The following is a 23,590-nucleotide window of genomic DNA, read 5'->3' as shown; positions in this document are numbered from 1 at the left end:
GGCACAGCGGGGGCGAGGTGAAGTGCCCGGAGGGGATCGAGTTCGTCCCGCTGCCACCCTACTCGCCCGAGTTGCAGCCGGCCGAGCACCTGTGGGAGCTCTGCGACGAGCCGCTGGCCAACCGGAGCTTCGCGTCGCTGGACGAGCTCGAAGCGACGCTGAGCAAGCGTTGCTGCGAGCTCGGCGAGCAGACCGAAATCATCCGAAGTACCACCTGCTTCCGGTGGTGGCCCACGGACGCAAATGCGTCAACTGTATAGCCGGATTTGGTATTAGGACTTTGCGCTGACGTCGAAGTTGCAGTTCCCGGTGCAGTTCAAGGTTCCGGAACCCACCATCCGGATGGAGAGACGAGACTATGAACAACGTGAAGGTTTTCCTGATGATGGCCGGCCTCACCGCCCTGCTGGGCGCGGTGGGAAGCCTGATCGGCGGCCAGAGCGGTCTGGTGATCGCGCTGGTGCTGGCGGCGGGGATGAACTTCTTCGCCTATTTCGGGTCCGCGCAGATGGTGCTGCGGATGTACGGCGCGCAGGTGGTCGACCACACGCAGGCGCCCGAGCTGTACGCCATGGTCGACCGCCTGCGCCAGCGCGCGGGGCTGCCGATGCCGACGGTCGCCGTCGCGCCGCACATGCAGCCCAACGCGTTCGCCACCGGGCGCGACCCCGAGCACGCCGTGGTCTGCGTGACGGAGGGCATCCTGCGCGCGGTGAGCCCCGACGAGCTGGAGGGGGTGATCGCGCACGAGCTGGCGCACATCAAGAACCGCGACATGCTGCTGATGACCGTCACCGCCACGCTGGCGGGCGCGATCAGCAACCTGGCGCACTTCGGCTTTTTCTTCGGCGGGCGCGACGACGACCGCGACGTGAACCCGTTCGTGCTGATCGCCATGCTGATCCTGGCGCCGCTGGCGGCCATGCTGGTGCAGTTGGCCATCAGCCGCCAGCGCGAGTTCAAGGCCGACGCCGTGGGCGCGCAGATCAGCGGCCGCCCGCTGTCGCTGGCCAGCGCGCTGCGCAAGCTGGAGATGGGCGCGCACGCCATCCCCATGGAGGTGTCGCCCGCGGTCGCGCCGCTGGCACAGGTCAACCCGCTGGCGGCGGTGCGCGGCGGCGGCTTCACGAAGTGGTTCTCCACCCACCCGCCGATGGAGGAGCGCATCGCGAAGCTGGAGGCGCTCGCCGGGGCGCGGTGAAGCCGGATGGGAATGATGCGAATGCGAGGGGGCGCGGCCGGGCCGCGCCCGTTCGCTGATTCGCGCCCATTGTCCATCCGCAGCGATCACGCGTAGACTTGAAGCTCCACGATGCACACGAGGGAGCACATATGGACCTCTCCAACGGCCGGATCACGATCGATCCGCACATTTGCCACGGGAAGCCGACGGTACGGGGGCTGCGCTATCCGGTCGAGACGATCCTGGAACTGCTCAGCTCAGGAATGACGCACGCCGAGATCCTGGACGACTACCCGGATCTCGAGCCTGACGACATCCTGGCCGTGCTGGAGTACGCGGCCCGCGTCATCCGGGTTAAGCGCATCGAGCCGCTCGCGGCATGAACTTCGTCGTCGACGCCCAGCTTCCGCGTCGCATAGCCATCTTGCTGCGGGAGCACGGACATGACGCGGTCCACACGCTCGATCTCCCGGAAGCCAATCGAACGACCGACGCGGTCATCGTCGAACTGTCGCTTCTCGAGAACCGCATCGTGATCACGAAGGACGCGGATTTCGTCGACAGCCATCTTCTTCAACGCCGGCCCGAGAAGCTGCTTCTGGTTTCGACGGGTAACATCTCCAACCGCGAACTCGAGTCGATTCTCAAGCTCAACATCCCCGTGATCGTCGACGCGCTCGGAACCGCGGACTTCGTTGAGATCAGTCGTTCCGGAGTGCTGATTCACGGGTAGCTCGAAAGCCCTGACCGGACGTAAGCAAGGGGGCGCGGCCGAGCCGCGCCCCCCTCGCGTTTCTCCCATCTCGATCCCCTCAGCCGTCGCCGCGCGGCCGGGGGAAGCGCACGCGCAGCACGGTGAAGCCGGCGCCGGCGTCCTGGCGGTCGACCTCCACGGCGCCGCCGCGGCGGAGGGCGGCGTCGAGCGCGTCGAAGTTCCGCAGCAGGACCCAGGCGGTCGAGCCGCCCGCCGCCCGGCGGATGCGGTCGGTCTCGTTCTCGCCCCACCCCGGATCGGCCGGCGTGCGGCGGCTCCCCACGAAGGTCTCGGAGCCGGTGGCCACGCCGAACAGCTCGGGCCCGCGAGGGGTGCCGAGCACGCGGTCATATCCCTCGTGCACCACCGGCGCATGCCGGCTCGGCATGTTCCCCGAGTTCGGCCCCGTCGCCGCCATCCACGCGAAGATCCGCCGGGTGCGCTCCGTCTCCGGCTGCCGCCAGTCGGTCGTGTAGAAGAGCCACGTCACCATCGCCGTGGCCGAGACGTACACGGGCTCGCCGGGGGCGCGGTGCGCGGCGACGTAGGCGATGGACTGGCGGAAGCGCGCGAACTGCGGAACCCGCAGGTACTCGGCTAGGTTGCGCAGCGGCAGCACGGCCAGCACCGCGCAGGCCGCGACGACGGCCGCCGCGCCGGCGCGGCGCGGAAGCGCGCGGCCGAGCCGGGTCACGCCCAGCGCCACCAGCAGCAGGTGCAGCGGGAGCGCGAACAGCACCAGCCGCACCTCCAGCGGATACTGCCCCGCCGCCCACGCGGCGTACATCCCCAGCACCGGCACCGCCAGCAGTGCCACGTACGCCGCGCCCAGGCGCCGGAGCAGGTCCCACGCGCCCAGCGCGCAGAGCGCCAGGTAGAGGGCGATCGGCACCATCGCCAGCGGCCCCTGCAGCGCCGCCGGCCGGGCGATGCCGTCCACGAACAGCAGCGCGGCGTCGTGCACGCTGGCCGCGTTCGCGGGGAAATTGGGCGCCCAGAAGCGCCGCAGGTACGCGGCGGTCTGCGGGTCGCGGTACGAGGTGAGGTAGACGATGGCGAAGGTTCCGGCCCACGCCACGGCCATCGCCGCGAGCGGCGCGAGGGCGCGGCGCCGGTCCGGGCGCCGCAGCCAGTCCACCGCCAGCGCGGCGCCCGCGCCCGCCAGGATGAACGGCACGGGGATGCACCAGAGCGCGGCCACGCAGCCGGCCAGCAGGAGCGCGGGCCAGCGCCGGCGGTCGCGCAGCGTGGCGGCCGTCAGCAGGACGATGCCGGCGGCGACCAGCGGCTCCTGGCCGTACGGCTTTCCGGAGAGGGAGTAGAAGAGCAGGTTGGGATTGAGCGCCGTGGCCCAGGCGCACAGGCACGCGGCGCCCCATCCGCCCAGCCGCCGCCCGGCCAGCGCCGCGGCGGCCGGCACGGCGATGCCGCCCAGCACCGGCACGATCCGCAGCGACAGGTCGTTCACCCCGAACAGGTCCACCATCAGCCGCTGCGCCCACAGGAACAGCGGCGGCGCCACCTGCTCGGGCCGCAGTGGCTGCAGCAGCTCGCCGTACGACCGCATCGCCACGTTCAGCGAGAGCATCAGCTCGTCGTAGTACTGCGACTGGTTGCGCAGGAAGAGCCAGATCCGCAGCCCGGCGCCGGCGCACACCCCCAGCACCGTCAGCCAGAGCAGCACCCGCGCTCCACGCCCCGACGCCGGTTCGCCGTCACGGGGCTGGAGATCGCGCGCGGCGGTCTGCGGATCGGAGCGGGTCGGCGGTGTGGCGGTGCTCATCGCGGGGGAAGCGGCGGGGCAGGGGATCGGGGAGACGACGGAAGGGTTCGGCCGCGCCCGGGGCAAGTCGCGGACCCCGGGAATGTAACCGGAGATCGCGCGCGAATCGACGCATCCGCTCACCCTCGCCGCCGCGGCCTGTCGGTGCACCGCGACGGATGGTGCGGGCTCTCGACAGCGGGCGCAATCGCCAGGGCGAGATCCGGCTGCGGCCGCGCCGGCGTATGGAGCGGCAGAGATCCACGCATCGCGCCCGTAACTTCCATCCACCGCGCGCCATCTCACCCGTTGCGGTAGATGGGAGAGACGGCGCTTCTCTCTGTCCCGGAGCCCATCTCCATGACACGCGAAGTCTTCGTCACCGGCGGCACGGGGTACATCGGCCGGCGGCTCGTCGCGGAGCTGCTGGCGCGCGGCCACCGCGTCCGCGCGCTCGTCCGCCGCGGCAGCGAGGCCAAGCTGCCGCCGGGCGCCGAGCCGGTCACCGGCGACGCGCTGGACCACGCGACCTTCGCCGGCGCGGTGCGGCCGGGCGACACCTTCGTGCAGCTGGTCGGCACGCCGCATCCCAGTCCCCGCAAGGCGGCAGAGTTCCGCCGCGTGGACCTCGTCTCCGCGCGCGAGTCGGTCGCGGCGGCGCGGGCGGGGGGCGCGGCGCACTTCGTCTACGTGAGCGTCGCGCATCCGGCGTCGGTGATGCGCGCGTACCAGGAGGTGCGCATCGCGGGCGAGGCCATGGTGCGCGACGCGGGGCTCTCGGCGACGTTCGTCCGCCCCTGGTACGTGCTCGGCCCCGGCCACCGCTGGGCGTACGCGCTGACGCCGGTCTACTGGCTGCTGGAGCGCATTCCCGCCACGCGCGGGCAGGCGCTGCGGCTGGGGCTGGCGACGCTCGACGACATGGTGGCCGCGCTCGTGCACGCCGTGGAGAACCCGCCCGCCGGCGTTCGCATCGTCGAGGTGCCGGAGATCCGCGGCTCGCGCCGGCGCCTGGCCGCCGCGCCGCGCCCCGCGAGGAACCCGCCCGCCGGCGCGGCGCTATAACGTTCGCCCCGCGACAGGAATCTCCCTCGCGCGTCACGAGCGAAGCGAGCCCGTCCCTCCCCCAGTCGGTTTTGGGGGAGGGACAGGCTGTCCGGGCGCGACGGGTCGCGCCGGGCAGCCAGGGAGAGGGCCCCAGCGGCGCGGCCACACGGGATGGTTCTCGTGAAGACGAGCAAGGAGACGAGATGCTGATCCGCAGGCCCGACGACATCCCGTCGTCCGAGATCACGCCGGAGCGCGACTACCTCGACCGGCGCCGCTTCATCGCCTCGGCGGGGGCGCTGGTGGCGGGGATCGCGGCGCCGTCGCTCCTTTCCGCCTGCACCGCGGCCGAGGGCGCGCAGGGCGACCCGCCCAACAGCTGGGAGCAGATCACCTCGTACAACAACTTCTACGAGTTCGGCACGGGGAAGGAGGATCCCGCCGCCGAGGCGCCCGGCAAGCTGCGCGTGCGCCCGTGGACGGTCACCGTCGACGGCCTCTGCGCGCGCCCCGGCCGCTACGCCGTCGACGACCTGGCGCCCGCGCGGCAGACGGTCCACCGCACCTACCGCTTCCGCTGCGTCGAGGCGTGGTCGATGGTGATCCCGTGGGACGGCGTGCCGCTGCGCGACGTGCTCGCCCGCGCGCAGCCGCGGCCCGCGGCGCGGTACGTGGAATTCACCACGCTGCTCGATCCCGAGCAGATGCCCGGGCAGCGGCGGCGCGTGCTCGAGTGGCCGTACGTCGAGGGGCTGCGGATGGACGAGGCCATGCATCCCCTCGCCCTGCTGGCGACGGGGATCTACGGCCGGCCGCTCCCCGCGCAGAACGGCGCGCCGCTGCGGCTGGTCGTCCCCTGGAAGTACGGGTTCAAGTCGATCAAGTCCATCGTGCGCATCCGCTTTACCGCCGAGCAGCCGCGCACGGCGTGGAACCTGGCCGCGCCCGACGAATACGGCTTCTACGCCAACGTGAACCCCGCCGTCGACCACCCGCGCTGGAGCCAGGCGCGCGAGCGCCGCATCGGCGACGGCTGGTTCAAGCGCCGGGCGACGCTCCCCTTCAACGGCTACGCCGACCAGGTCGCCTCGCTCTACCGGGGGATGGACCTGCGGAGGTTCTTCTGAGCCCCTCGCTCGAGCGCGCGCTGGAAAAGGTGCTGAAGCCCGCCGTCTGGATCGGCGGGCTTCTGCCGCTGGCGCTGCTGGCGGTCGCCATCCTGACGGGGACGCTCGAGGCGGACCCGGTGAAGGACATCACCCACCGCACCGGGAAGGCGGTGCTGACGCTCCTTCTCGCCACCCTCGCCGTCACCCCGGTGCGGCGCCTGACGGGGTGGAACGGGATGATCGCGGCGCGGCGGCCGCTGGGGCTGTTCGCGTTCTTCTACGCGGTGCTGCACTTCTTCATCTACCTGGGCGACCAGGCGTTCGCGCCGGCGTACATCGTCGAGGACGTGGCGGAGCATCCCTACGTGACCGCCGGCTTCACCGCCTTCTGCCTCCTGATCCCCCTCGCGCTCACCTCGACGAAGGCCAGCATCCGCCGCCTGGGGAAGCGCTGGGTGAAGCTGCATCGCCTCGTCTACGCCGCCGCGCTCCTCGGCGTGGTCCACTTCCTCTGGGCGGTGAAGAAGGACGTGAGCGAGCCCCTGATCTACGCCGCCGTGCTCGCCGTCCTCTTCGCCGTCCGCGTCCCCGTCTGGCTCAGGAGGGGGAAGAAGACGCCGCGCCGCGCGTCCATCCCCGTGCGTTCCGACGCGACCGCCGCGTGAGCGCACCGGCCGCATCCGGCCATCCCTCGCCCGTCTCCCGACCAAAGCCATTGCCCGATCCGGCGATTCAGAATACGTTTGCGAAAGGGGTGTCGCGCGGCCACGGCCGTGCCGCGCCCCAGGCCGCCGACGCGGAATCCGCCGCACCGGCCCCCGAATCCACCCAGGGAGCGTCCATGACTTCGGGTGACATCGTCATTTTGACCGTGATGGTCACTGCCATCGTCACCACCGGGGGCGTGCTGATCCTCCGTCCCATCTCCAAGCGCCTGGGCGCGCTGCTGGAGGTGATGACGCAGCAGAAGCTGCGGGCGGCCAACGCCGACCCGCAGGACGTCACCCGCATGCGCGACCTGCTGGTCTCCATCGACAGCCGCCTGAGCCTCCTGGAGGAGCGGCAGGATTTCGCGGAGGCCCTGATTTCCGCCGGCGACACCAAGCTGTTGGCCATCCAGGCCGCCCAGCAGGCGCAGGAGCGCAACTGAGGCGACGCCGGACGGACAAAGCGAGGGCCCCGCGGAGACCACATCCGCGGGGCCCTCTGGTTTTTGGGTGGCGTGGGACGGAAGCGGCGGAGAGGACGATGTCATCCTGAGGGAGCGCCGCACGCAACTCTCGTCGACGCCGATGGTTGGCGCTCCCGAAGGATCTTGCATCGGTATGAGCGAGGCCCGGCCGGGTGCATCGAGACCAACCTCGCTCGGCGGAGAGTAGATCCTTCGGTCGGCGCCAGGATTCGGTGGGGAAGGACAGGGCGGCTCGGCGCCTCCCTCAGGATGACATTCGCAGGCTCAACATCAAATATACCAACGAGATAAACGGGAAAGGGACGGGGAGATCATGGGAACGACGACGATGAGGCGGCCGCGGCCGCACGCGGGGCCTTCGCCGGGACGGCGGCGGCGCGGGAGGATGCTGCTGGCGCACGAGATCCGCGCGCTGCTGCGCCTGGCCGGCCCGATCATCGTGGGCCAGCTCGGCGCCGTGGCGATGACCACCACCGACACCATCATGGTGGCGCCGCTCGGCCCCGCGTCGCTGGCGGCCGCCGGGCTGGCGTCGGGGCTCCACTTCGCCTCGCTGGTCACCTTCAGCGGCATCCTGATGGGGATGACGCCGCTGGTGGCGCAGAGCTTCGGCGCGGGTGACCGCGAGGCGTGCCGGCGCGTGGCGGTGCAGGGGCTGTGGCTGGCGATCCTCGTCTCCATCCCCGTGACGGCGCTGTCGCTGGCCGGGGGACCCGTGGCGCGCTGGCTGGGGCAGGACCCCGAGGTGGCGCGGCTGGCGGGACGCTTCATGGTGGCGCTGGCGCCCGGCGTGCTGCCGCTGATGCTGTTCGGCGCCTTCCGCCAGTACCTCGACGGGATGGGGCGCACGCGCGTGGCCATGACCATCCTGTTCGTGGGCGTGGCGCTGAACGTGATCGGCAACCGCGTGCTGATCCACGGCGTGCCGGGGGTGGTGGCGCCGCTGGGCGTGGTGGGGTCGGGGCTGTCGACGTCGTTCGTGCGTTGCGCCATGCTGGCGGCGATGGCGGCGTACGTGGCCCGCCACCCCGAGCTCTCGCCCTTCCGCGGGGTGAGCCTGCGGCCGGTGCCGGCGCGGATGCGGGCCATCGCGGCCATCGGCGCGCCCATCGGCATGCAGCTGGGGGCGGAGATCGGCTGCTTCTCGTTCGCCGCGGTGATGATGGGGTGGATGGGCCCGGTGCAGCTGGCCTCGCACCAGGTGACCATCAACATCGCCTCGTCGACCTTCATGGTGGCGGTGGGCGCCAGCGCGGCGGGCGGCATCCGCGTGGGCCACCACCTGGGCGCGGGCAGCCGGCGCGGCGTGCGGCGCGCGGCGCTGGGGACGTACGCGGTGGCGCTCGGCTTCATGTCGGCGTGCGCGCTGGCGTTCCTGCTGGTGCCGCGGCAGCTGATCGGGCTCTACACGAGCGATCCGGGGATCGTGGCGGTGGGAACGTCGCTGCTGTTCATGGCGGCGCTCTTCCAGGTGTTCGACGGCGCGCAGGTGACGGCGCTGAGCCTGCTGCGCGGCGCGGCCGACACGCGCGTGCCGATGTGGATCACCATCCTGGGCTACTGGGGCGTGGGGATTCCCGTCGGGTACGTGCTCGGCTTCCACACGCCGCTCCGCCACGTGGGCGTGTGGTCGGGGCTCACCATCTCCCTGGCGGTGGTGGGGATTACGCTGATGTGGCGGGTGCGCCGCGTGCTCTGGTCGCCCACCCTGGCCGCCGTCGCCGCCCGGCCGTCGCCGGCGGAGACGGAGATCGCCGGCGCGGAGATGGCGGCGCAGGTGGCCGCTCCCGTCGCTGGTGACTAGCACTTGCTCGACGGCCGACGATCTAGATTTTCACACAGAGAACACAGAGGGAACTGAGAGGCACGGAGAACCCATCGCGGTCCCCTGTGCCCCTCTGTTCTCCTCTGTGTCCTCTGTGTGATTGTTGTTTGGGGAAGATGGTGAACGAACAGATCTCATCCGCCCTGCGCGAACATCCTAATCTCCTGCACGGAAAGGACTTACGCTGCATCTGCCGGTGAATCGTGGCCTTGCCCTTGCATCTCAAGTCGAGTGGCGGTATTGTTTTCGAATCTTAAGTCCGAGATAAACGCCAGCTAAGAACGTAAGGTGAGCAGCGCCGCCCGGCTTGACGAAATCGACCTCCGGCTGCTGGAGATGCTGCAGCAGCACGGACGCACCTCGCAGCACGACCTCGCGATCGCGGTGGGGCTCTCCTCGCCCGCGGTGGGCGAGCGGGTGAGGAAGCTCGAGGAGCGCGGGATCATCCGGCAGTTCACCGCCGTGGTCGACCCCAAGCTGCTGGGGCGCGACGTGACGGCGTTCATCTTCACCGGCATCGCCGGGTCGCAGTACTACCCCGAGTTCCGCCAGCGCGTGGCCGCGCACCCCGAGGTGCTGGAGTGCCACTCGGTGACGGGGCAGGGCAGCCACCTGCTGAAGATCCGCACCGACAGCACCTCCACGCTCGAGGCGCTGCTGGCCGAGATCCAGAGCTGGCCGGGAGTGCAGTGGACCACCACCAGCATCGTGCTGAGCACGATCAAGGAGACCGCCGCGCTGGCAGTGGCCTCGCGCCCGCCGGCCGGCGGCCCGCAGGGCAACGGCGCCGGCGCGTGAGACAGGACGGACGAGAGACCACCCTTCACCCCGAACACGAGACCACAGATGCCCAAGCTGAACGCACGATTCGATGCCCTGGCCGCCGCCAAGGGGTGGGAGCCCGAGGCGCGCAACGGCGCGGAGCCGAACGGCAACGGCGTGACCGACATCGAGTCGATCTTCGGCGAGCACACCTTCGGGCTGGCGGAGATGCGCGCCCGCCTTCCCAAGCAGGTCTACAAGGCGCTGGTCCGCACCATCGACAAGGGCGAGCCGCTCGATCCCTCCGTGGCCGACGTGGTGGCGCTGGCCATGAAGGAATGGGCGGTGGAGAAGGGCGCCAGCCACTACACGCACTGGTTCCAGCCGCTCACCGGCAGCACGGCCGAGAAGCACGACTCCTTCATCACCCCGAACGCGGGCGGCGGCGCCGTCGCCGAGTTCGCGGGGAAGGAGCTGATCCAGGGCGAGCCCGACGCGTCGTCCTTCCCCTCCGGCGGGCTGCGGGCGACCTTCGAGGCGCGCGGCTACACGGCGTGGGATCCGACGTCTCCCGCCTTCATCGTGGAGACGCCGGCGGGGTGCTATCTCTCCATCCCCACGGCCTTCGCGTCGTGGACGGGCGAGGCGCTCGACACCAAGATCCCCCTGCTGCGCTCCATCAACGCGCTCGACGTGCAGGCCCGCCGCGCGCTGAAGCTGTTCGGCGTCGAAACCCCGCGCGTGAACGCCACCTGCGGGCCCGAGCAGGAGTTCTTCCTGGTCGACCAGGAGTTCTTCTACCGCCGCCCCGACCTGGTGACGACGGGACGCACGCTGGTCGGCGCCAAGCCGCCGCGCGGGCAGGAGCTGGAGGACCACTACTTCGGCTCCATCCCCGACCGGGTGCTGGCGTTCATGATGGAGGTGGAGCGCGAGTTGTACCGCCTGGGCGTGCCGGTGAAGACGCGGCACAACGAGGTGGCGCCCGGGCAGTTCGAAATGGCGCCCATCTACGAGAACGCGAATGTCGCCGCCGACCACCAGCAGCTGATGATGCTGACGCTGCGGCGCGTGGCGCGGAAGTACGGGATGGTGTGCCTGCTGCACGAGAAGCCGTTCGCGGGGATCAACGGCAGCGGCAAGCACCTGAACTGGTCGCTGGGCACCGACAGCGCCAACCTGCTGGAGCCGGGCGAGACGCCGCACGAGAACATGCAGTTCCTGTTCTTCTGCACGGCGGTGCTGCGCGCGGTCGACAAGCACCAGGACCTGATCCGCGCGTCGGTGGCCTACGCGGGGAACGACCACCGCCTGGGCGCCAACGAGGCGCCGCCGGCCATCATGTCGGTGTTCCTGGGCGAGCAGCTGACCGACGTGTTCGAGCAGATCGAGCAGCACGGGTCCGCCTCGAGCAGCAAGGAGGGCGGGCTGCTGGGCCTCGGCGCGCCGGTGCTCCCGCATCTCCCGCAGCACGCGGGCGACCGCAACCGCACGTCGCCGTTCGCCTTCACGGGGAACAAGTTCGAGTTCCGCGCGCTGGGCTCGTCGCAGTCCGTCTCGTTCCCCGCGACGGTGCTGAACACCATCATGGCCGAGTCGCTCGACGAGCTGTGCGGGATGCTCGAAGCCGAGCTGCAGAACGGGACGGAGTTCGAGGAGGCGCTGTCGAAGCTGATCGCCGGCGAGATCCGCCGGGTGAAGCGGATCGTGTTCAACGGCGACGGCTACAGCGACGACTGGCACAAGGAGGCGGAGACGCGTGGCCTCCTCAACCTGCGGACGACGCTCGACGCGCTGGAGACGCTGGACAGCGAGAAGAACGCGGGGATGTTCGCGAAGTACGGCGTGCTCAGCCACCGCGAGCTGGAGAGCCGCATCGAGGTGGCGTACGACCAGTACTTCAAGACGGTGAACATCGAGGGCGAGACAGCGGAGCACATCGCCAGCACCATGATCCTGCCGGCGGCGGTGCACTATCTGAACGACCTCCTCGCCTCGGCCGAGCGCGCCGAGGACATCGGGCTGCCGTGCAAGGGCGTGCTCGACACCATCCGCCAGGTGAACGGGCTGGTGGACGAGCTGCGCACCACGCTCGACGAGCTGGTGGCGCAGAACGCCGAGCTCGGCGGCGACAGCGTGGAGAGCAAGAGCCACCACATGCGCGACCACGTGATCCCCGCGATGACCGCGGTGCGCGGCGTGGTGGACCGGCTGGAGAAGGTGGTCCCCGACAGCTACTGGCCGCTGCCCACCTACCGCGACATGCTGTTCATCAAATGACGCGGTAGAAGGCCGGAGTAGATGGAAACGCGAAGGGCCGCTCCCGATGGGGGGGGCGGCCTTTCATGTGATACCGGTCTGGAAGGTGGCTGTGCACACCGCGAAGGCTGTCATTCCGAGGGCGGTCAGACCGATCTTGCGTCTACTCCGTTGGCTGCAGCCCGAGGAATCTATCGCCCGCATACGAGCGAGAGGCCGCCTGTCGCTCGTGTGCGGATTATAGATTCCTCATGGAGCCGCCAACCGCCGGCCCGTTCGGAATGACATCCTCCTCTGAATGCACAGTTCGTCGGTCCGGCGAGCTACGTGTGCCGGATGTGCCCCGCATATCCCTCTTCGCCCGGAAAGATCAGCGGATACGTGGCGTGGCGTTCGAAGAGCGCATGCACGGGCAATGGGCCTCCCGGGTATTGGACGGGAAAGCGCGACAGGGCCAGGTGAGTGCCGGCCCAGGTGCCCACCGACTGGTTCCGGTCGCTCAGTCCGTCGAGCTGGAAGCTCGTCTGTGTCACCTGCCTGACCCCGAGGGTCACCCAGCCGCCGGGAGCCACCTCGTAGATCCGGCTGCCTGGCCGCTTCTCGCACCAGGCGGCGCGGTGGGCGAGGTCCGGATTCGGGTGGTCCGGGTTGAGCGGGGAGTACGCATCGCCGATGTCCGGGGCTCCCAGGACCTGCGCACCGAAGAAGTCCCTGATCCGCATCATGAGCGACGGGCCGCCACCCACGCTGCACGCGCGCAGCTCCAGACGGTGCAGCTTCAGCGCCTTCACCCTCGCGGCCTTCTTGCGCAGCGTGCGGACCTTCTCCGCGCCCTCTCCGCCGGGGTCCCGGAACAGCAGTACCTCGGCGGTCTCCTTGTCCGAGCGCGCGCTGTCCAGCAGTGCCATCACGTCACCATCGCCCTTTACCGGGCCACTGTCGCGGGTGAGCGGGATGTACAGCCCGAACGAGGTGCCGTGGACCACGATCAGGTAATCGCCCGTCCCGTTCTGGATGATGCAGTCCAGCAGCCCCTCGAGCGTGACGCCGCGCAGCCTGACCGTGCGGTCGATATGCAGCAGGTTGCCGCCCGCCAGCGGCTCGAGTTTGAATCGCTCATAGAAGTCGGGCGCCATCGGGTGGGCGCCCACGTCGATCAGCGCGGTGGCGCAGAGCGGCGCGCTCGCACGCCCGCGCACCCGATGCGGAAGCCCGGCCAGTGCCCGCCGGCTCGCCAGCCACGCCTCGGCTTCGAGCGCCGCCACGCCGTCGCTCGCGCCGCCGCGGCCGAACTGGACGGTGTGCGCCAGCTCGTGCCCCAGTACCGGCAGCAGCCGCTCCGCGGGTTTGCCCGCCAGCGTGGTCGAGACGAGGACCGTCGAGGCATCCACCGCCTGCGCGATCGCGCCCGTTCTCGCCAGCCGGCGGTCGGCGGCCGGTCCCATCTCCACCATGACGTGCGAGAGCTCGCGCTGGAAGGAGCGCTCGAACGGCGCCCGCCAGCGCGTGGGAATGGGACCGGGCTGCAGGTGGTGGACGGGAGGATCGAGAGACAGCAGATCGAGGAGCATGGCGCACCTCCCGGCGTTGATTCCGCCTTATTGAAGGGGATGGGCGATGAAGATCTGGAGAGCGTTCATGAAGCCGGCGTTCTCATCTCACCCATGATACTCGTTTCGCGCCGCCACGACATGGTTTTGTTGCGCGATAGGATCGCCCCGTCCGGCGCGCAGGAACGGCGCGAGGCGCGGCAGGAATTCCCCGATCGTGTCGCCGTCGGAACGAGACCGCTCCTGCCGAGCGGTCTCGTTCCAGACGTGTCAGCGGCAAGCGCGGCAAAGGGCTAGGCCGCGCAGACCGGGCCGGAGCAGGCGGGCGCGTAGCACGACTGCGGGCACGTGTTCGCGCAGGTGTTCGGGCACGTGGCGGCGCACGTCTTCCAGCAGGTGCTGGCCTGGGCGCAGGTGGGATCGTAGCAGGTGCCGTTCAGCGTGCAGTTCCACGCGCTGGGGCACGCGTCGATCTCCGAGCAGTTGGGATACGTCCCCGGTACCGCGCCGCCGATGGCGGCCGCGGCGATCACCGTTCCCGCGTCTTCAGGGGCGTGCGTCGGAAACGACTCCACCGCCAGCGCGTCGAGGTCCAGCCGGATCTTCTTCATGGTTCGCCTCTTCCGGTTCGAGTGGAGTCACGCGCAGCCGGCGCACGGGAGCGTGATGCAGCTGCACGCGGTGATGCAGGTGATGATGCAGGTGTCGCCCTGGCAGGTCACCGGGCACGTGGCCGCCTGCGTGCGCGGCGGCGCGATGATGATGGTATCGCAGATGTTGTTGAAGCTGTCGCGGGGGATGTCCAGCGCCTCGAACTGGCCGAGATCGGCCCGGGCGCGCACGGTTCCCACGCCGCCCGATGCCGCGGTGACGAACGAGTCCACCGACAGCGCGTCGAGGTCGAGCTTGATCTTGCGCATGCGTGCCTCCCAGAGACGGAGATGCGGCACGGCCGCGCGTCCGGAGCCTGGAGCGCGGCGATGATGAGGGTGTGGTGAAAGATTATGTCAGGAGATGGGAGCGGAGAAGGGAATTCACGTACCTCCGCCGCTAATGCGACAAGCCGTGCGCGGCGCGCCGCTCAGCGGGGATACGATAGCGCAGCACGGCGGGCGTCGGCTCGCTGCGCACCGCGTACAGCTCCGCCGCGGCGGAATCAACGGCGATGCGCGAGACGTCTGCGTCCAGCGGGAGAATTCGGCGCAGCCTACCGTCCCAGCCATAGACGTGCACCTCGCCGGCAAGACTCGCGCGGCCGGGAAACTCGCGGCGGGTGCGGCCGGAGTACAGCGCGTAGATCGCATCGCCCGTGGCGGCTACGTCCACGTAGCCGAAGCGGAGGTTCTCGCCGGTGACCATCGCGGGAGCGCCACCGTGCGTCCCGACGGCGTAGACGGGGGCAAACCCGTTTCGGCCGACGATCGTGCGCACCGGCGTTCCGTCGTTGCGGTACAGCTCGAGCCGGTCCGCGTGGCGGTCGGCCAGCACCAGGAGCCCACGCGCGGGGCTGAAGGCGGCCGTCGCCTGATATGCGTGCTGCCGCACCATCATCGGCGTGGAGGACGGCCCCGGCGGCGGAGGTCCCGCGTAGCCGATCAGTCGCCCCGACGGCGCGATCCGGGCAATCCGCGCCGACGCTCCGAAGATGCCGGGGCTCAAGAGAAGCGAATCGCCCGCCCACACGGGCGCGGTCAGCGGAAGCTGCGGCAGGGGGATGCTGATCCGTTGAGCTCCGGCACCCGCATCGTTCGGGAGCGGGATCCGGGTCAGGCGCATGAGGCCCATGTCATACAGCCAAAGCTCGCCCGGCCTGCCGGCGGGGCTCGCGAACCGCCACGGCGCCTTGAACTCGCCGGGACCGGCACCCTTGCGCCCCAACGACCGCACGAGCCGGCCGGAGCGCCGGTCGACGATCTGCACCACGGAGTCGGCATAGTCGTCGGCCACCACGAGATAGGGCCCCGCGATCGCGAGCGCCGCCGACCGCCCGAGATGCGGGTCCTGGTAGGCGACCTCGCCGGTCGGCATCGCGTCCGGCTCGGCCGACCTGCTTTCGGCGCGCTGGCAGGCGGCCACGGCGGCCGCGCAGATCCCGAGCGCCGCCAGTCTAGAGATCAGGTGCATGGAGGGAGGCGGTAAGGTGGGAGTCAGCTCCCCTTGCAGCTGCCGGATTCCTTGAAGTAGTAGTGCTGGAACGGCTGCGCGTCGACGATGCAGATCGAGTCCTGCTCCGGGCAGCACGTGCCGCCGCCCTGGTCGGGCGTATGCGTCTGCGCGCAGGCCTGGTTGAGCGTCAGCGTCCCGGAACGTGTGGTCTTGATCGGCGCTGTCGCCGCCAGGCAGGCTACCGCGATACCGAAGAGCACCCGCGTCAGGATCCGGTCCATGATGCCCTCGCTTCGAGATGAGTTCGTGACGGCCGCCTCCTCCACCAAAGAAGTAGAGGGAGATCGGGCTGCTGTCAATAAAGTCTTTAAAGGTGTTTAAGTGGACTAAACGCTCAGAGAGCCCGCGCATTCGGGCAGGCTCCCCGGGTTTGATGACTGAACGTGAATTGACGCTGAGGGGCGGTGACGGGCCTTCGCTCAATCCTCCGCCACCAGCCCCAGCTTCTGCAGCTCGTTGCGGAGATGGGTGAGGTGGGTGGTGAACACGGCGTCCTCCTCCACCTCGGCCTTACCGTCGGCGGCCAGCATGGCCAGCGCCAGGCCGCTCAGCGCGGTGACCACCTGCTCGGCGTTGCGGGTGCCGCGTGCCTGGTCCATGGCCATGACGGCGCGCAGGAACGGCGGCGTGGTCAGCAGGAACTCCTCCACCGCGTCGGGGTCGTCGGCCACGCGCACGGCCTCGCCGACGGATGCCAGCAGCTCCTCGTCGCTGGCCTCACGGCCGGTGGCGGCGGTGCAGATCTGCCAGAAGATGCGCAGCTCGTGCGGGCTGACGTCGTTGTCGCCGCCCACCATCAGGCCCAGGTAGCGGGTCAGGTGCTGCGCGGCGTCGTCCGCCGCCGAGCCCGCGCCGCTCCAGAAGCCCTCGTCCTGCGCGTTGGCGGCGGCCTGGACGACCAGGCGGGAAAGCTCGTCCGGCTGCAGATGTATGCTGTGGCCCATGGCGTCGTTCGTGTGGTCGGATCGGGTCTGAAAACGCAGCGCGGGAACGTGCCATCCGCCGGAGCGCATCGCAAGGTGCGCGGGGTGCGGAGAGGTTGGAATCGTTCGTCCGCGCCATTACCCTTCATCCCCATGAAGACACGGAAACGAGCGGCCGAAGCGACGGCCACGCAGCCGCTGGCCACGCTCCGCTTCGCCCTCAAGCGCGACGGGACGCCGGTGCTGAGCATCACCCGCCGCGACGGGTCGGTGACGTGGCAGCGGCAGAGCGCCTTCTTCCCCCTGCACGACCTGACGCATTACGCCATCGAGACGGTGCTGGGGCTGCGGCAGGCGTTCTGGGGGATGATGGCGGACGGGTGGGAGTTCACCGACTTCGGCCAGCCGTGGCCGCGCGGCCCGATGCCGAACGTCTCCGACGCGCTGCTCGGCGAGGTGAGCGCCGGCTCGTTCGGGATGTTCGCGCGCGACCACGCGGGCGACGACGAGGCCGGCGCCGCCGCGCTGAACGAGCACCTGGCCGATTACTGCCGCCAGCACGATCTCCCGCCGCCGCGCGTGGTCACCGCCGACGAGTTCGGCCGCATCCGCCGGCTCCGCGACGAGGTGCAGGCGCGCTGGCACGCGCTGCAACCTGGCGAGGCGATGGAGCTGGCGTTCGCGGTGGATTGACGCTCACGGGGGGATACATGGCCGTACCCACGAGGTTGTACGGGCGGGTGAACCCGCGGCTGGAACATTGGGAAGCCTGCTTCGCAGGCTGCGAGGCAGGCTTCCGCACGTCAGGCGGAGATCGGCGCCGCCGAATCGTCCACCTGCAGTTGAAGCCTCGCGCGGTTTGCGAGGCTTTCCAATGTTCCAGCCGCGGCTTCAGCCGCCCGTCGCAATGCCGCCCGCGTCCCCTCGCACTTTCGCGGCTCCCCGCCTAGTTTCCCGCCCCATGGCAACCTTCCAGGCATTACCGGGATTCCGGGATTTCTACCCGGACGATTTCGCCGTCCGCGCGCATATCTTCGCCGCATGGCGCGAGGTGGCGCGCCGCTACGGCTTCCAGGAGTACGACGGCCCGCCGCTGGAGCCGCTCGAGCTGTACATCGAGAAGAGCGGCCCCGAGATCGTGCAGCAGCTCTACAACTTCACCGACAAGGGGGGGCGCGACGTCGCATTGCGGCCCGAGATGACGCCCACGCTGGCCCGCATGGCCGGCGCGCGCGCGGGGGGGCTGCGCAAGCCCATCAAGTGGTTCTCCATCCCCCAGCTCTTCCGCTACGAGCGGCAGCAGCGCGGGCGGCTGCGCGAGCACTTCCAGCTCAACATGGATATCCTGGGCGAGGAAGACGTCTCCGCCGACGCCGAGCTCCTCGCCGTCGCGATCGACATCCTCCGCGTCCTCGGCCTCACGGAGCAGGACTTCGTCGCGCGCGTGTCCGATCGCCGTCTGCTTCGCGCGCTCCTGCTGCACGTGGGGATTCCCGAGGAGCGGCTGACGATCGCCTACAACATCGTCGACAAGCTGGAGCGCGATCCGCGCGAGGTGATGGTCAAGCGCCTCAACGAGGAAGTCGGCGTCTCGGCCGACGTGGCCGACGCGGTGCTCGCCATCTTCCAGCACCGCGACTTCGATGCGGTGAGCGCGGCGTACGGGCAGACCGAGGGCGTGGCGCCCGAGATCGAGCGGATGGCCGGCTACTTCGCGCAGCTGCGGGCGATGGGACTGGGCGACTACGTGCGCTTCGACCTGTCGATCGTGCGCGGACTGGCGTACTACACGGGGATCGTGTTCGAGCTGTTCGACGCGCGCGGCGAGCTGCGTGCCATCTGCGGCGGCGGGCGCTACGACAACCTGCTGAAGACCATCGGCGGCTTCGACATGCCCGCGCTGGGCTTCGGGATGGGCGACGTGGTGCTGCGCGAGCTCCTGTCCGACCGCGGCCTGCTTCCGTCGACGCAGCACGCGGTCGACTACTACATCGTCGCGATCGCCCCCGAGCAGCGCGAGGCGCTCCTGTCGCTCGCGCACGGGCTGCGCGACGCGGGGTGGTCCGTCGAGTACGGGCTGCGGCACCAGGGCGTCGGCAAGCAGTTCAAGAACGCCTCCGCCGCCGGCGCGCGCCGCGTGATCACGCTTGGCCCCGACGAGGTGGCGCAGGGCGTGGCCGCGGTGAAGGACTTCGCCAGTGGCGAGGAGCGCCGCGTGCCCATCGCCGAGCTGCTGGGGGAGAAGCGGTAGATGTACTCAGCGCGGGGGGAGGCTGCGGTATCGGCGGCGCCGTCTCGCGCCGCCGCGGATGGCCCCCTCCCCCCGGCCCCCTCCCCCGCTTCGCAGGGGCGGGGGAGCACTCAGCGCCGAGTCAGGCTGCCGCGCTGAGGTCTCCCCTCCCCCATCCCTCCCCCCTCGTGGGGGAGGGGCCGGGGGTGGGGGGGAGCCGGCGGCCGCGCGAATCCATGTCCTGAATCGCGATGCCCGTCCCCGCCGCCCCATCCACCCCCATCCACTATCTCACCGCCGTCGAGACCGCGGCGCGCATCCGCGACGGCTCGCTGACGGCGGTGGAGGCGGTGCGCGCGTGCGTGGAGCGCATCCACGCGCTCAATCCGCGGCTCAACGCCGTCGTGGACCTGCACGACGCGGAGGCGCTGGTGCGCGCGCGGGAGGCCGACGCGTCGCTCGCGCGCGGGGAGAGCTGGGGGCCGCTGCACGGCGTGCCCGTCACCATCAAGGACGTGTACGACGTGGCGGGGATGCGCATCACCTTCGGGTGGCCGCCCATGCGCCGCAACACGCCGCGCGGCGACGCCTTCGCGGTGGGGCGCATCCGCGGCGCGGGCGCGATCGTGCTCGGCATCACCAACGCGCCGCTGGGCTCGTACGACTGGCAGTGCTGGAACCCGCTCTACGGCCGCACGCGCAACCCGTGGGACCCGCGCCGCACGCCCGGCGGCAGCAGCGGCGGAAGCTGCGCCGCCATCGCCGCGGGCTTCAGCGCGCTGGAACTGGGGAGCGACGCGGCGGGCTCCATCCGCGTCCCCACGCACTTCTGCGGGGTGATCGCGATGAAGCCGACGGAGACGCGCGTCTCCGGCCGCGGCCACGGGCACTTCCCCGGTATCCCTTACTCGCTGCGTCACATCTGCACCTATGGCCCCATCGCCCGCTCGGTCGGCGACCTGGAGCTGGCGATGGGGCTGCTCGTCGCCCCCGATCCCGCCTTCCCCGACGCGCCGCCGGTGCCGTTCGAGCCGGCGCCGCCGCGCGATCCGGCATCGCTGCGCATCGCGTGGACCGACGCGTTCGGCGGCTACCCCGTCTCCACCGCGACGGCGGAGACGCTGCGCTTCGTGGCCGCGAAGCTGGAGGGCGCGGGCGCGCGGATGGAGCGGCGCGCGCCCGACGCGATCGACGGCACGGACGCGCTGGTGACGTGGGGCGAGATCAACGGCTTCGAGACGGGCGTGGCGCTGCCGATGTACGCGGCGCTGCCGATGCGCTTCGGCGCGCAGGTGCAGTTCGGGCGCGGACCGTTCTCGCGCGGCCTGCGGCGGGGGATGGCGTTCAGCGCGAAGCGCTACTTCTTCGCGCTCGACCGGCGGGATCGCTTTTGCGGGGATTTCGACGCGTTCATGGGCGATTGCGACGCATGGATCTGCCCCGTCGCCGCCGTGCCCGCCATCACCCACCGCCGCACGGGCGCGCGGGTGGAGGTGGACGGGCGGAAGACGTCGTACTCGCTGGCCCTCGGCGCGTGGGCGTCGATGGTGGCGATGCTGGGCGCGCCCGTGGTCGTCCTCCCCGCGGGGCGCTCGGAGGAGGGACTGCCGATCGGCATCCAGGTCGTCGGCCGCCGCTGGGACGACGCCGGCGTGCTCGCCGTCGCGAAGGTGATCGAGCGGCTGACAGGCGGCTTCCGCGCGCCACCGGACCTCGATTGACGCTCGGTGGCCTGTCAGGGGCGATTCATCTGCATCCCCTGAAAATCTTTTGCATTGTGCGTCGGGATGTGAGTGCGTAGGATTGGGATGGAACTGCCGGCCTGGCGGGACTCTCCCCAAACTACGCGATGGAGGATGCATGAAGAAGCTGACGCTCGCCCTCGACAAGCTGCGGGTGGACACCTTCGTGGCCGGGGCCGCCGAGGCCCGGCCCGGCACGGTGCGCGCGCACGACTTCCTGGAGCCCATCCCCGGCGACAACGTGTTCGCGCCCGCGCCGGTGAGCTGGGACACGCAGTGCGACCGGACGATCTGCCTCACCTGCGACCGCGGGTGCCCGTCGGCCTACACGGCGTGCTACACGGGAAGCGCCCCCAACTGCTGCGTGATCGTCTGACGGAGCGTGGAGATCGATGAACGAGCGGGGCCGCGGCATCCCAGCCGCGGCCCCGCGTCGTCGTTCGTGCGATCTCGCCGCTCAGGGGCGGAACTTGAGCTTCTGCGAGCGGCCGGCCGCCGGCGTGTCGCCGGCCCACAGCGCCTGCGAGAGGCGGACCTGCGTCTGCATCGTCTGCCGCACGCCGGAGGCCCGGGCGGCGCGGTCCATCAGCCAGTCGAGCGTGGCCTGCTCCTGCGGCGCCAGCGTGGCGGCGAAGGCGGCGAGCTGCTGGTTGAAGGCGCGCACGTCGCCCCCGCTCGCCGTGCGGCCGCCCTGCACGACGATCCCGCCCTGCACGACGATCCACGGCTGCTGCACCTGGTTCTGCAGGATGATGCCGCGCTCCGCGGGCCCGGTGGCGGCGTGGCTCAATGTCGCAGGCACCGCGGACGCCGTGCGCCGGCCGGACGCCTGCCCCGATGCCACGTCGCGCGGGGACGCGACGGAGTAGTGGAAGTAGATCGCGGGGAGCTTCTTCTCCGACGGATCGTCGGCCGGGGCGGCGGCGGCGCACGCCAGCACCTCGCTCCAGATCGCCTGCCCCGCGGGAGACAGCGTCGCGGTGAAGCGGTCGAGCTTCGGCTGCAGCCCGGCGACGATGGCGGCGTCGACCGTCACCTCGTCCTGCGCCAGCGCCGAGCCCGCGGCGATCGCCAGCGCGAGCGGAACCATGATCGCCGCGACGAACGCGGGCGGTGACTTCACGGGCATCGTCATCCTCCAGGTGGGGCGGGGAAGGATCGAGCGCGGGACGCGGAGGAGAAGCAGCGGGAGAAACATCTGCAACAGCCTACATCTCCTTCTGCGGACGGGCAATGACGGCGGCCCGAGCTGATCCCCATCGCCTCGTGCGCCTTTCAGGCCGTGCCCCGGCAGCCGCGCGTCCGAGATCCCGCGGAGCGCCTTCGCCCACAGCCCCTCGATGCGGAAATCCTCCGTGTTCGCCTGGACGAAGTCGTGGTCGTCCAGCACGCGCTGGAGCTTCGGGTCCATCACACCACCACCAGTTGTCGGTCACTCCAGCGGATCGTCTCAGGACATGGTTATCGCCCACGCGGCTCGAGCCACCACCGCTCCACGCCCACCCAGTCGCCGCGCGCGTCGAGGGCAACGCCCTGCACGCGGCGGCTGATCCCCACCAGGCGGTTGCTGTAGTAGAGCAGGGTGAGCGGCCGGTCGCGCGCGATCAGGCGCTGGTAGCGCGACCACAGCGGGAGCGCGGCGCGGCGGTCGGCCACGATCTGCACCGAGTCCATCAGCCGGTCCACCTCGGGGTTGCAGTAGCCGCTGAACTGCAGCGGCTTGTCGCGCTTGCTGCACGCCAGCACGTCCGAGTCGTCCAGATGGAACTCGGGCTTCCATCCCAGCACCATCGCGTCGAAGTCGCGCTTGCGCGCGTCGCTGGCGTTTGCCAGCAGCGTGTTGAACTCCACCTCGCGCACCTCCACGCCCACGCCGATCCGCCGCAGGTCGGCCTGCACGATCTCGGCGATGTCGGCGCGCTCGCGGTTGCCGTGCGCCACCTTCAGCGTGAAGCGGAACGGCCGCCCGTCCGCCGACTCCACGATCCCGTCGCCGTCGCGGTCCTCGTACCCCGCCTCCGCCAGCAGCCGGCGCGCGGCCGCGGTGTCGTAGCGCAGGTCCGCGCCGGCTTGCGGGTCGTGCATCCACATCTCGGGCGCGACGGTGGAGTTCGCCACGCGGCCGTATCCCGCGCGCACCGCCTCCACCAGCCGCGGGCGATCGATCGCCATCGACAGCGCCCGCCGCACGCGCACGTCACCGAAGGGCGGGCGGCGCTCGTTCCAGGTGATCTGCTCGTAGCTGAGGTCGGGGAAGTCCACCAGCCGCGCGCGCCGCGACGCCTTCATCCGCGCGGCGAACTGCGGCGCCATCCCGGGATACAGGTCGATGCCGCCCGTCTCCAACTCGGTCAGCAGCGTGGCGGGCTCGGGGATCACGCGGTAGACGAGCCGGTCCACGTACGGCCGCCCGCCCAGCTCCTGCGGCCAGCGGGGATTGGCTTCGAACACCCACTGCTGCCCCGGCGCGCGCGACACGAAGCGGAACGGGCCGTTGCCGACGGGCCGCTGCGTGCCGAACGGATGCCCCGCCATCCGTTCGGGCGGCACGCCACGCAGCACATGCTCGGGCACCGGCGCGAACTGCCGCCACACGTCCATGAACTCGGCGTGCGGGCGCAGCCGGATGCGGAAGGTGAAGGAGTCCACCGCCTCCGCCTCGCCGTAGAACTGCCAGAGTCCGGCGTAGATGTACCCGGTCCCGGGGTCGCGGGCCATGTCGACGCTGAACTTCACGTCGTACGCGCTGGTGCGGACGCCGTCCTGCCACCACACGTCGTCGCGCAGGTGGAAGGTCAGCAGCGTGGTGTCGGCGTTCACCTCCCAGCTCTTCGCCAGCCGCGGGACGGGCCGGAGCTGCGCGTCGTAGGTGATCAGCGGCGTGAAGAGCACGAACTGCTGCATGTACAGCGCGTTCTGCACGTGCCAGGTGATGGGGCTGATGTCGCCGATGTCGCTGTTGGCGCCGATCACCAGCGTTCCGCCGTACCGCTGCGCCTGTGGCACCTCAGCCGCCTCGGGCGAGGTGTGCGTGTCGGCCGTGCACGCGGCGAGCGACAGGAGCAGCGCGGGGATGAAGCGGGCGC

The 23,590-nt window shown here is 70.6% G+C and carries 23 protein-coding genes and 1 pseudogene; 15 read left to right on the top strand and 9 right to left on the bottom strand.

Annotated features, from left to right (window positions below; translation table 11 throughout):
* The 4 genes and pseudogenes from VF092_05970 (at position 1) to VF092_05955 (ending at position 1,916) form a co-directional block, all read left to right on the top strand.
* Positions 1 to 152 (top strand): annotated as a pseudogene (locus VF092_05970) (transposase).
* A 206-nt stretch (positions 153 to 358) separates the two neighbouring features.
* The gene (locus tag VF092_05965) at positions 359 to 1,201 is read left to right on the top strand and encodes a zinc metalloprotease HtpX (GenBank protein ID HEX6746825.1); all 843 of its coding nucleotides are present in this window, start codon (positions 359 to 361) and stop codon (positions 1,199 to 1,201) included.
* Positions 1,202 to 1,332: 131 nt separating this feature from the next.
* A complete protein-coding gene (locus tag VF092_05960; protein ID HEX6746824.1) occupies positions 1,333 to 1,566 on the top strand; it encodes a DUF433 domain-containing protein in 234 nt (77 codons plus the stop codon).
* Entirely contained in the window at positions 1,563 to 1,916 is a 354-nt protein-coding gene (locus tag VF092_05955) for a DUF5615 family PIN-like protein (GenBank protein ID HEX6746823.1), read from the top strand. The genes VF092_05960 and VF092_05955 overlap by 4 nt, the downstream gene beginning before the upstream one ends.
* A 79-nt stretch (positions 1,917 to 1,995) precedes the next feature.
* Here the strand turns inward: VF092_05955 and VF092_05950 are convergent, their stop codons facing one another.
* Positions 1,996 to 3,720 carry a glycosyltransferase family 39 protein gene (locus VF092_05950; protein HEX6746822.1) on the bottom strand — a complete coding sequence of 575 codons (1,725 nt, stop codon included), beginning with the start codon at positions 3,718 to 3,720 and terminating at the stop codon, positions 1,996 to 1,998.
* Between the two features lie 339 nt (positions 3,721 to 4,059).
* On the opposite strand from VF092_05950, the gene VF092_05945 reads away from it, so the two are divergent.
* The 7 genes from VF092_05945 to VF092_05915 all read left to right on the top strand — a co-directional run bounded on the left by VF092_05945 (position 4,060) and on the right by VF092_05915 (position 11,914).
* A complete protein-coding gene (locus VF092_05945) occupies positions 4,060 to 4,764 on the top strand; it encodes an NAD(P)H-binding protein (GenBank protein ID HEX6746821.1) in 705 nt (234 codons plus the stop codon).
* Between the two features lie 185 nt (positions 4,765 to 4,949).
* Entirely contained in the window at positions 4,950 to 5,873 is a 924-nt protein-coding gene (gene msrP, locus VF092_05940) for a protein-methionine-sulfoxide reductase catalytic subunit MsrP (GenBank protein ID HEX6746820.1), read from the top strand.
* Between the two features lie 29 nt (positions 5,874 to 5,902).
* Positions 5,903 to 6,520, top strand: coding sequence for a protein-methionine-sulfoxide reductase heme-binding subunit MsrQ (locus tag VF092_05935; GenBank protein HEX6746819.1), 618 nt, complete (start codon positions 5,903 to 5,905; stop codon positions 6,518 to 6,520).
* Between the two features lie 176 nt (positions 6,521 to 6,696).
* Complete coding sequence (locus tag VF092_05930) at positions 6,697 to 7,005, top strand: hypothetical protein (protein HEX6746818.1); 309 nt, start codon at positions 6,697 to 6,699, stop codon at positions 7,003 to 7,005.
* A 355-nt stretch (positions 7,006 to 7,360) separates the two neighbouring features.
* Positions 7,361 to 8,851: an MATE family efflux transporter gene (locus tag VF092_05925; GenBank protein HEX6746817.1), complete on the top strand. Its 1,491-nt coding sequence runs from the start codon at positions 7,361 to 7,363 to the stop codon at positions 8,849 to 8,851.
* A 309-nt stretch (positions 8,852 to 9,160) separates the two neighbouring features.
* A complete protein-coding gene (locus tag VF092_05920) occupies positions 9,161 to 9,670 on the top strand; it encodes an Lrp/AsnC family transcriptional regulator (protein ID HEX6746816.1) in 510 nt (169 codons plus the stop codon).
* 48 nt (positions 9,671 to 9,718) lie between these two features.
* Complete coding sequence (locus VF092_05915; GenBank protein HEX6746815.1) at positions 9,719 to 11,914, top strand: glutamine synthetase III; 2,196 nt, start codon at positions 9,719 to 9,721, stop codon at positions 11,912 to 11,914.
* A 302-nt stretch (positions 11,915 to 12,216) separates the two neighbouring features.
* Here VF092_05915 and VF092_05910 read toward each other — a convergent pair whose 3' ends face one another.
* The 6 genes from VF092_05910 to VF092_05885 all read right to left on the bottom strand — a co-directional run bounded on the left by VF092_05910 (position 12,217) and on the right by VF092_05885 (position 16,553).
* Positions 12,217 to 13,464 carry a DUF4157 domain-containing protein gene (locus VF092_05910; protein HEX6746814.1) on the bottom strand — a complete coding sequence of 416 codons (1,248 nt, stop codon included), beginning with the start codon at positions 13,462 to 13,464 and terminating at the stop codon, positions 12,217 to 12,219.
* A 272-nt stretch (positions 13,465 to 13,736) separates the two neighbouring features.
* The gene (locus tag VF092_05905; protein ID HEX6746813.1) at positions 13,737 to 14,054 is read right to left on the bottom strand and encodes a hypothetical protein; all 318 of its coding nucleotides are present in this window, start codon (positions 14,052 to 14,054) and stop codon (positions 13,737 to 13,739) included.
* A gap of 27 nt (positions 14,055 to 14,081) precedes the next feature.
* On the bottom strand, positions 14,082 to 14,363 hold the full coding sequence (locus VF092_05900; protein ID HEX6746812.1) for a hypothetical protein: 282 nt from the start codon (positions 14,361 to 14,363) through the stop codon (positions 14,082 to 14,084).
* 130 nt (positions 14,364 to 14,493) lie between these two features.
* Complete coding sequence (locus tag VF092_05895; GenBank protein ID HEX6746811.1) at positions 14,494 to 15,567, bottom strand: BF3164 family lipoprotein; 1,074 nt, start codon at positions 15,565 to 15,567, stop codon at positions 14,494 to 14,496.
* A gap of 23 nt (positions 15,568 to 15,590) precedes the next feature.
* Positions 15,591 to 15,830, bottom strand: coding sequence for a hypothetical protein (locus VF092_05890; protein ID HEX6746810.1), 240 nt, complete (start codon positions 15,828 to 15,830; stop codon positions 15,591 to 15,593).
* A 198-nt stretch (positions 15,831 to 16,028) separates the two neighbouring features.
* Positions 16,029 to 16,553, bottom strand: a complete 525-nt coding sequence (locus VF092_05885) for a hypothetical protein (protein HEX6746809.1) — start codon at positions 16,551 to 16,553, stop codon at positions 16,029 to 16,031.
* Between the two features lie 132 nt (positions 16,554 to 16,685).
* On the opposite strand from VF092_05885, the gene VF092_05880 reads away from it, so the two are divergent.
* The 4 genes from VF092_05880 to VF092_05865 all read left to right on the top strand — a co-directional run bounded on the left by VF092_05880 (position 16,686) and on the right by VF092_05865 (position 20,880).
* A complete protein-coding gene (locus tag VF092_05880) occupies positions 16,686 to 17,225 on the top strand; it encodes a hypothetical protein (GenBank protein HEX6746808.1) in 540 nt (179 codons plus the stop codon).
* Positions 17,226 to 17,493: 268 nt separating this feature from the next.
* Entirely contained in the window at positions 17,494 to 18,783 is a 1,290-nt protein-coding gene (gene hisS, locus VF092_05875; protein ID HEX6746807.1) for a histidine--tRNA ligase, read from the top strand.
* Between the two features lie 230 nt (positions 18,784 to 19,013).
* Positions 19,014 to 20,483 carry an amidase family protein gene (locus VF092_05870; GenBank protein HEX6746806.1) on the top strand — a complete coding sequence of 490 codons (1,470 nt, stop codon included), beginning with the start codon at positions 19,014 to 19,016 and terminating at the stop codon, positions 20,481 to 20,483.
* 139 nt (positions 20,484 to 20,622) lie between these two features.
* Positions 20,623 to 20,880 (top strand): hypothetical protein, encoded by a 258-nt coding sequence (locus VF092_05865; protein HEX6746805.1) that lies wholly within the window; start codon positions 20,623 to 20,625, stop codon positions 20,878 to 20,880.
* A gap of 81 nt (positions 20,881 to 20,961) precedes the next feature.
* Here VF092_05865 and VF092_05860 read toward each other — a convergent pair whose 3' ends face one another.
* Positions 20,962 to 21,915 carry a hypothetical protein gene (locus tag VF092_05860; GenBank protein ID HEX6746804.1) on the bottom strand — a complete coding sequence of 318 codons (954 nt, stop codon included), beginning with the start codon at positions 21,913 to 21,915 and terminating at the stop codon, positions 20,962 to 20,964.
* 50 nt (positions 21,916 to 21,965) lie between these two features.
* The coding region (locus VF092_05855; GenBank protein ID HEX6746803.1) for an ABC transporter substrate-binding protein at positions 21,966 to 23,590 on the bottom strand (1,625 nt) is incomplete at its 5' end.

Source organism: Longimicrobium sp. (assembly GCA_036377595.1).
GTDB lineage: Bacteria > Gemmatimonadota > Gemmatimonadetes > Longimicrobiales > Longimicrobiaceae > Longimicrobium.
The sequence above is the reverse complement of the archived record's forward strand: the minus strand, read 5'-3'. Positions and strand labels throughout refer to the sequence as shown.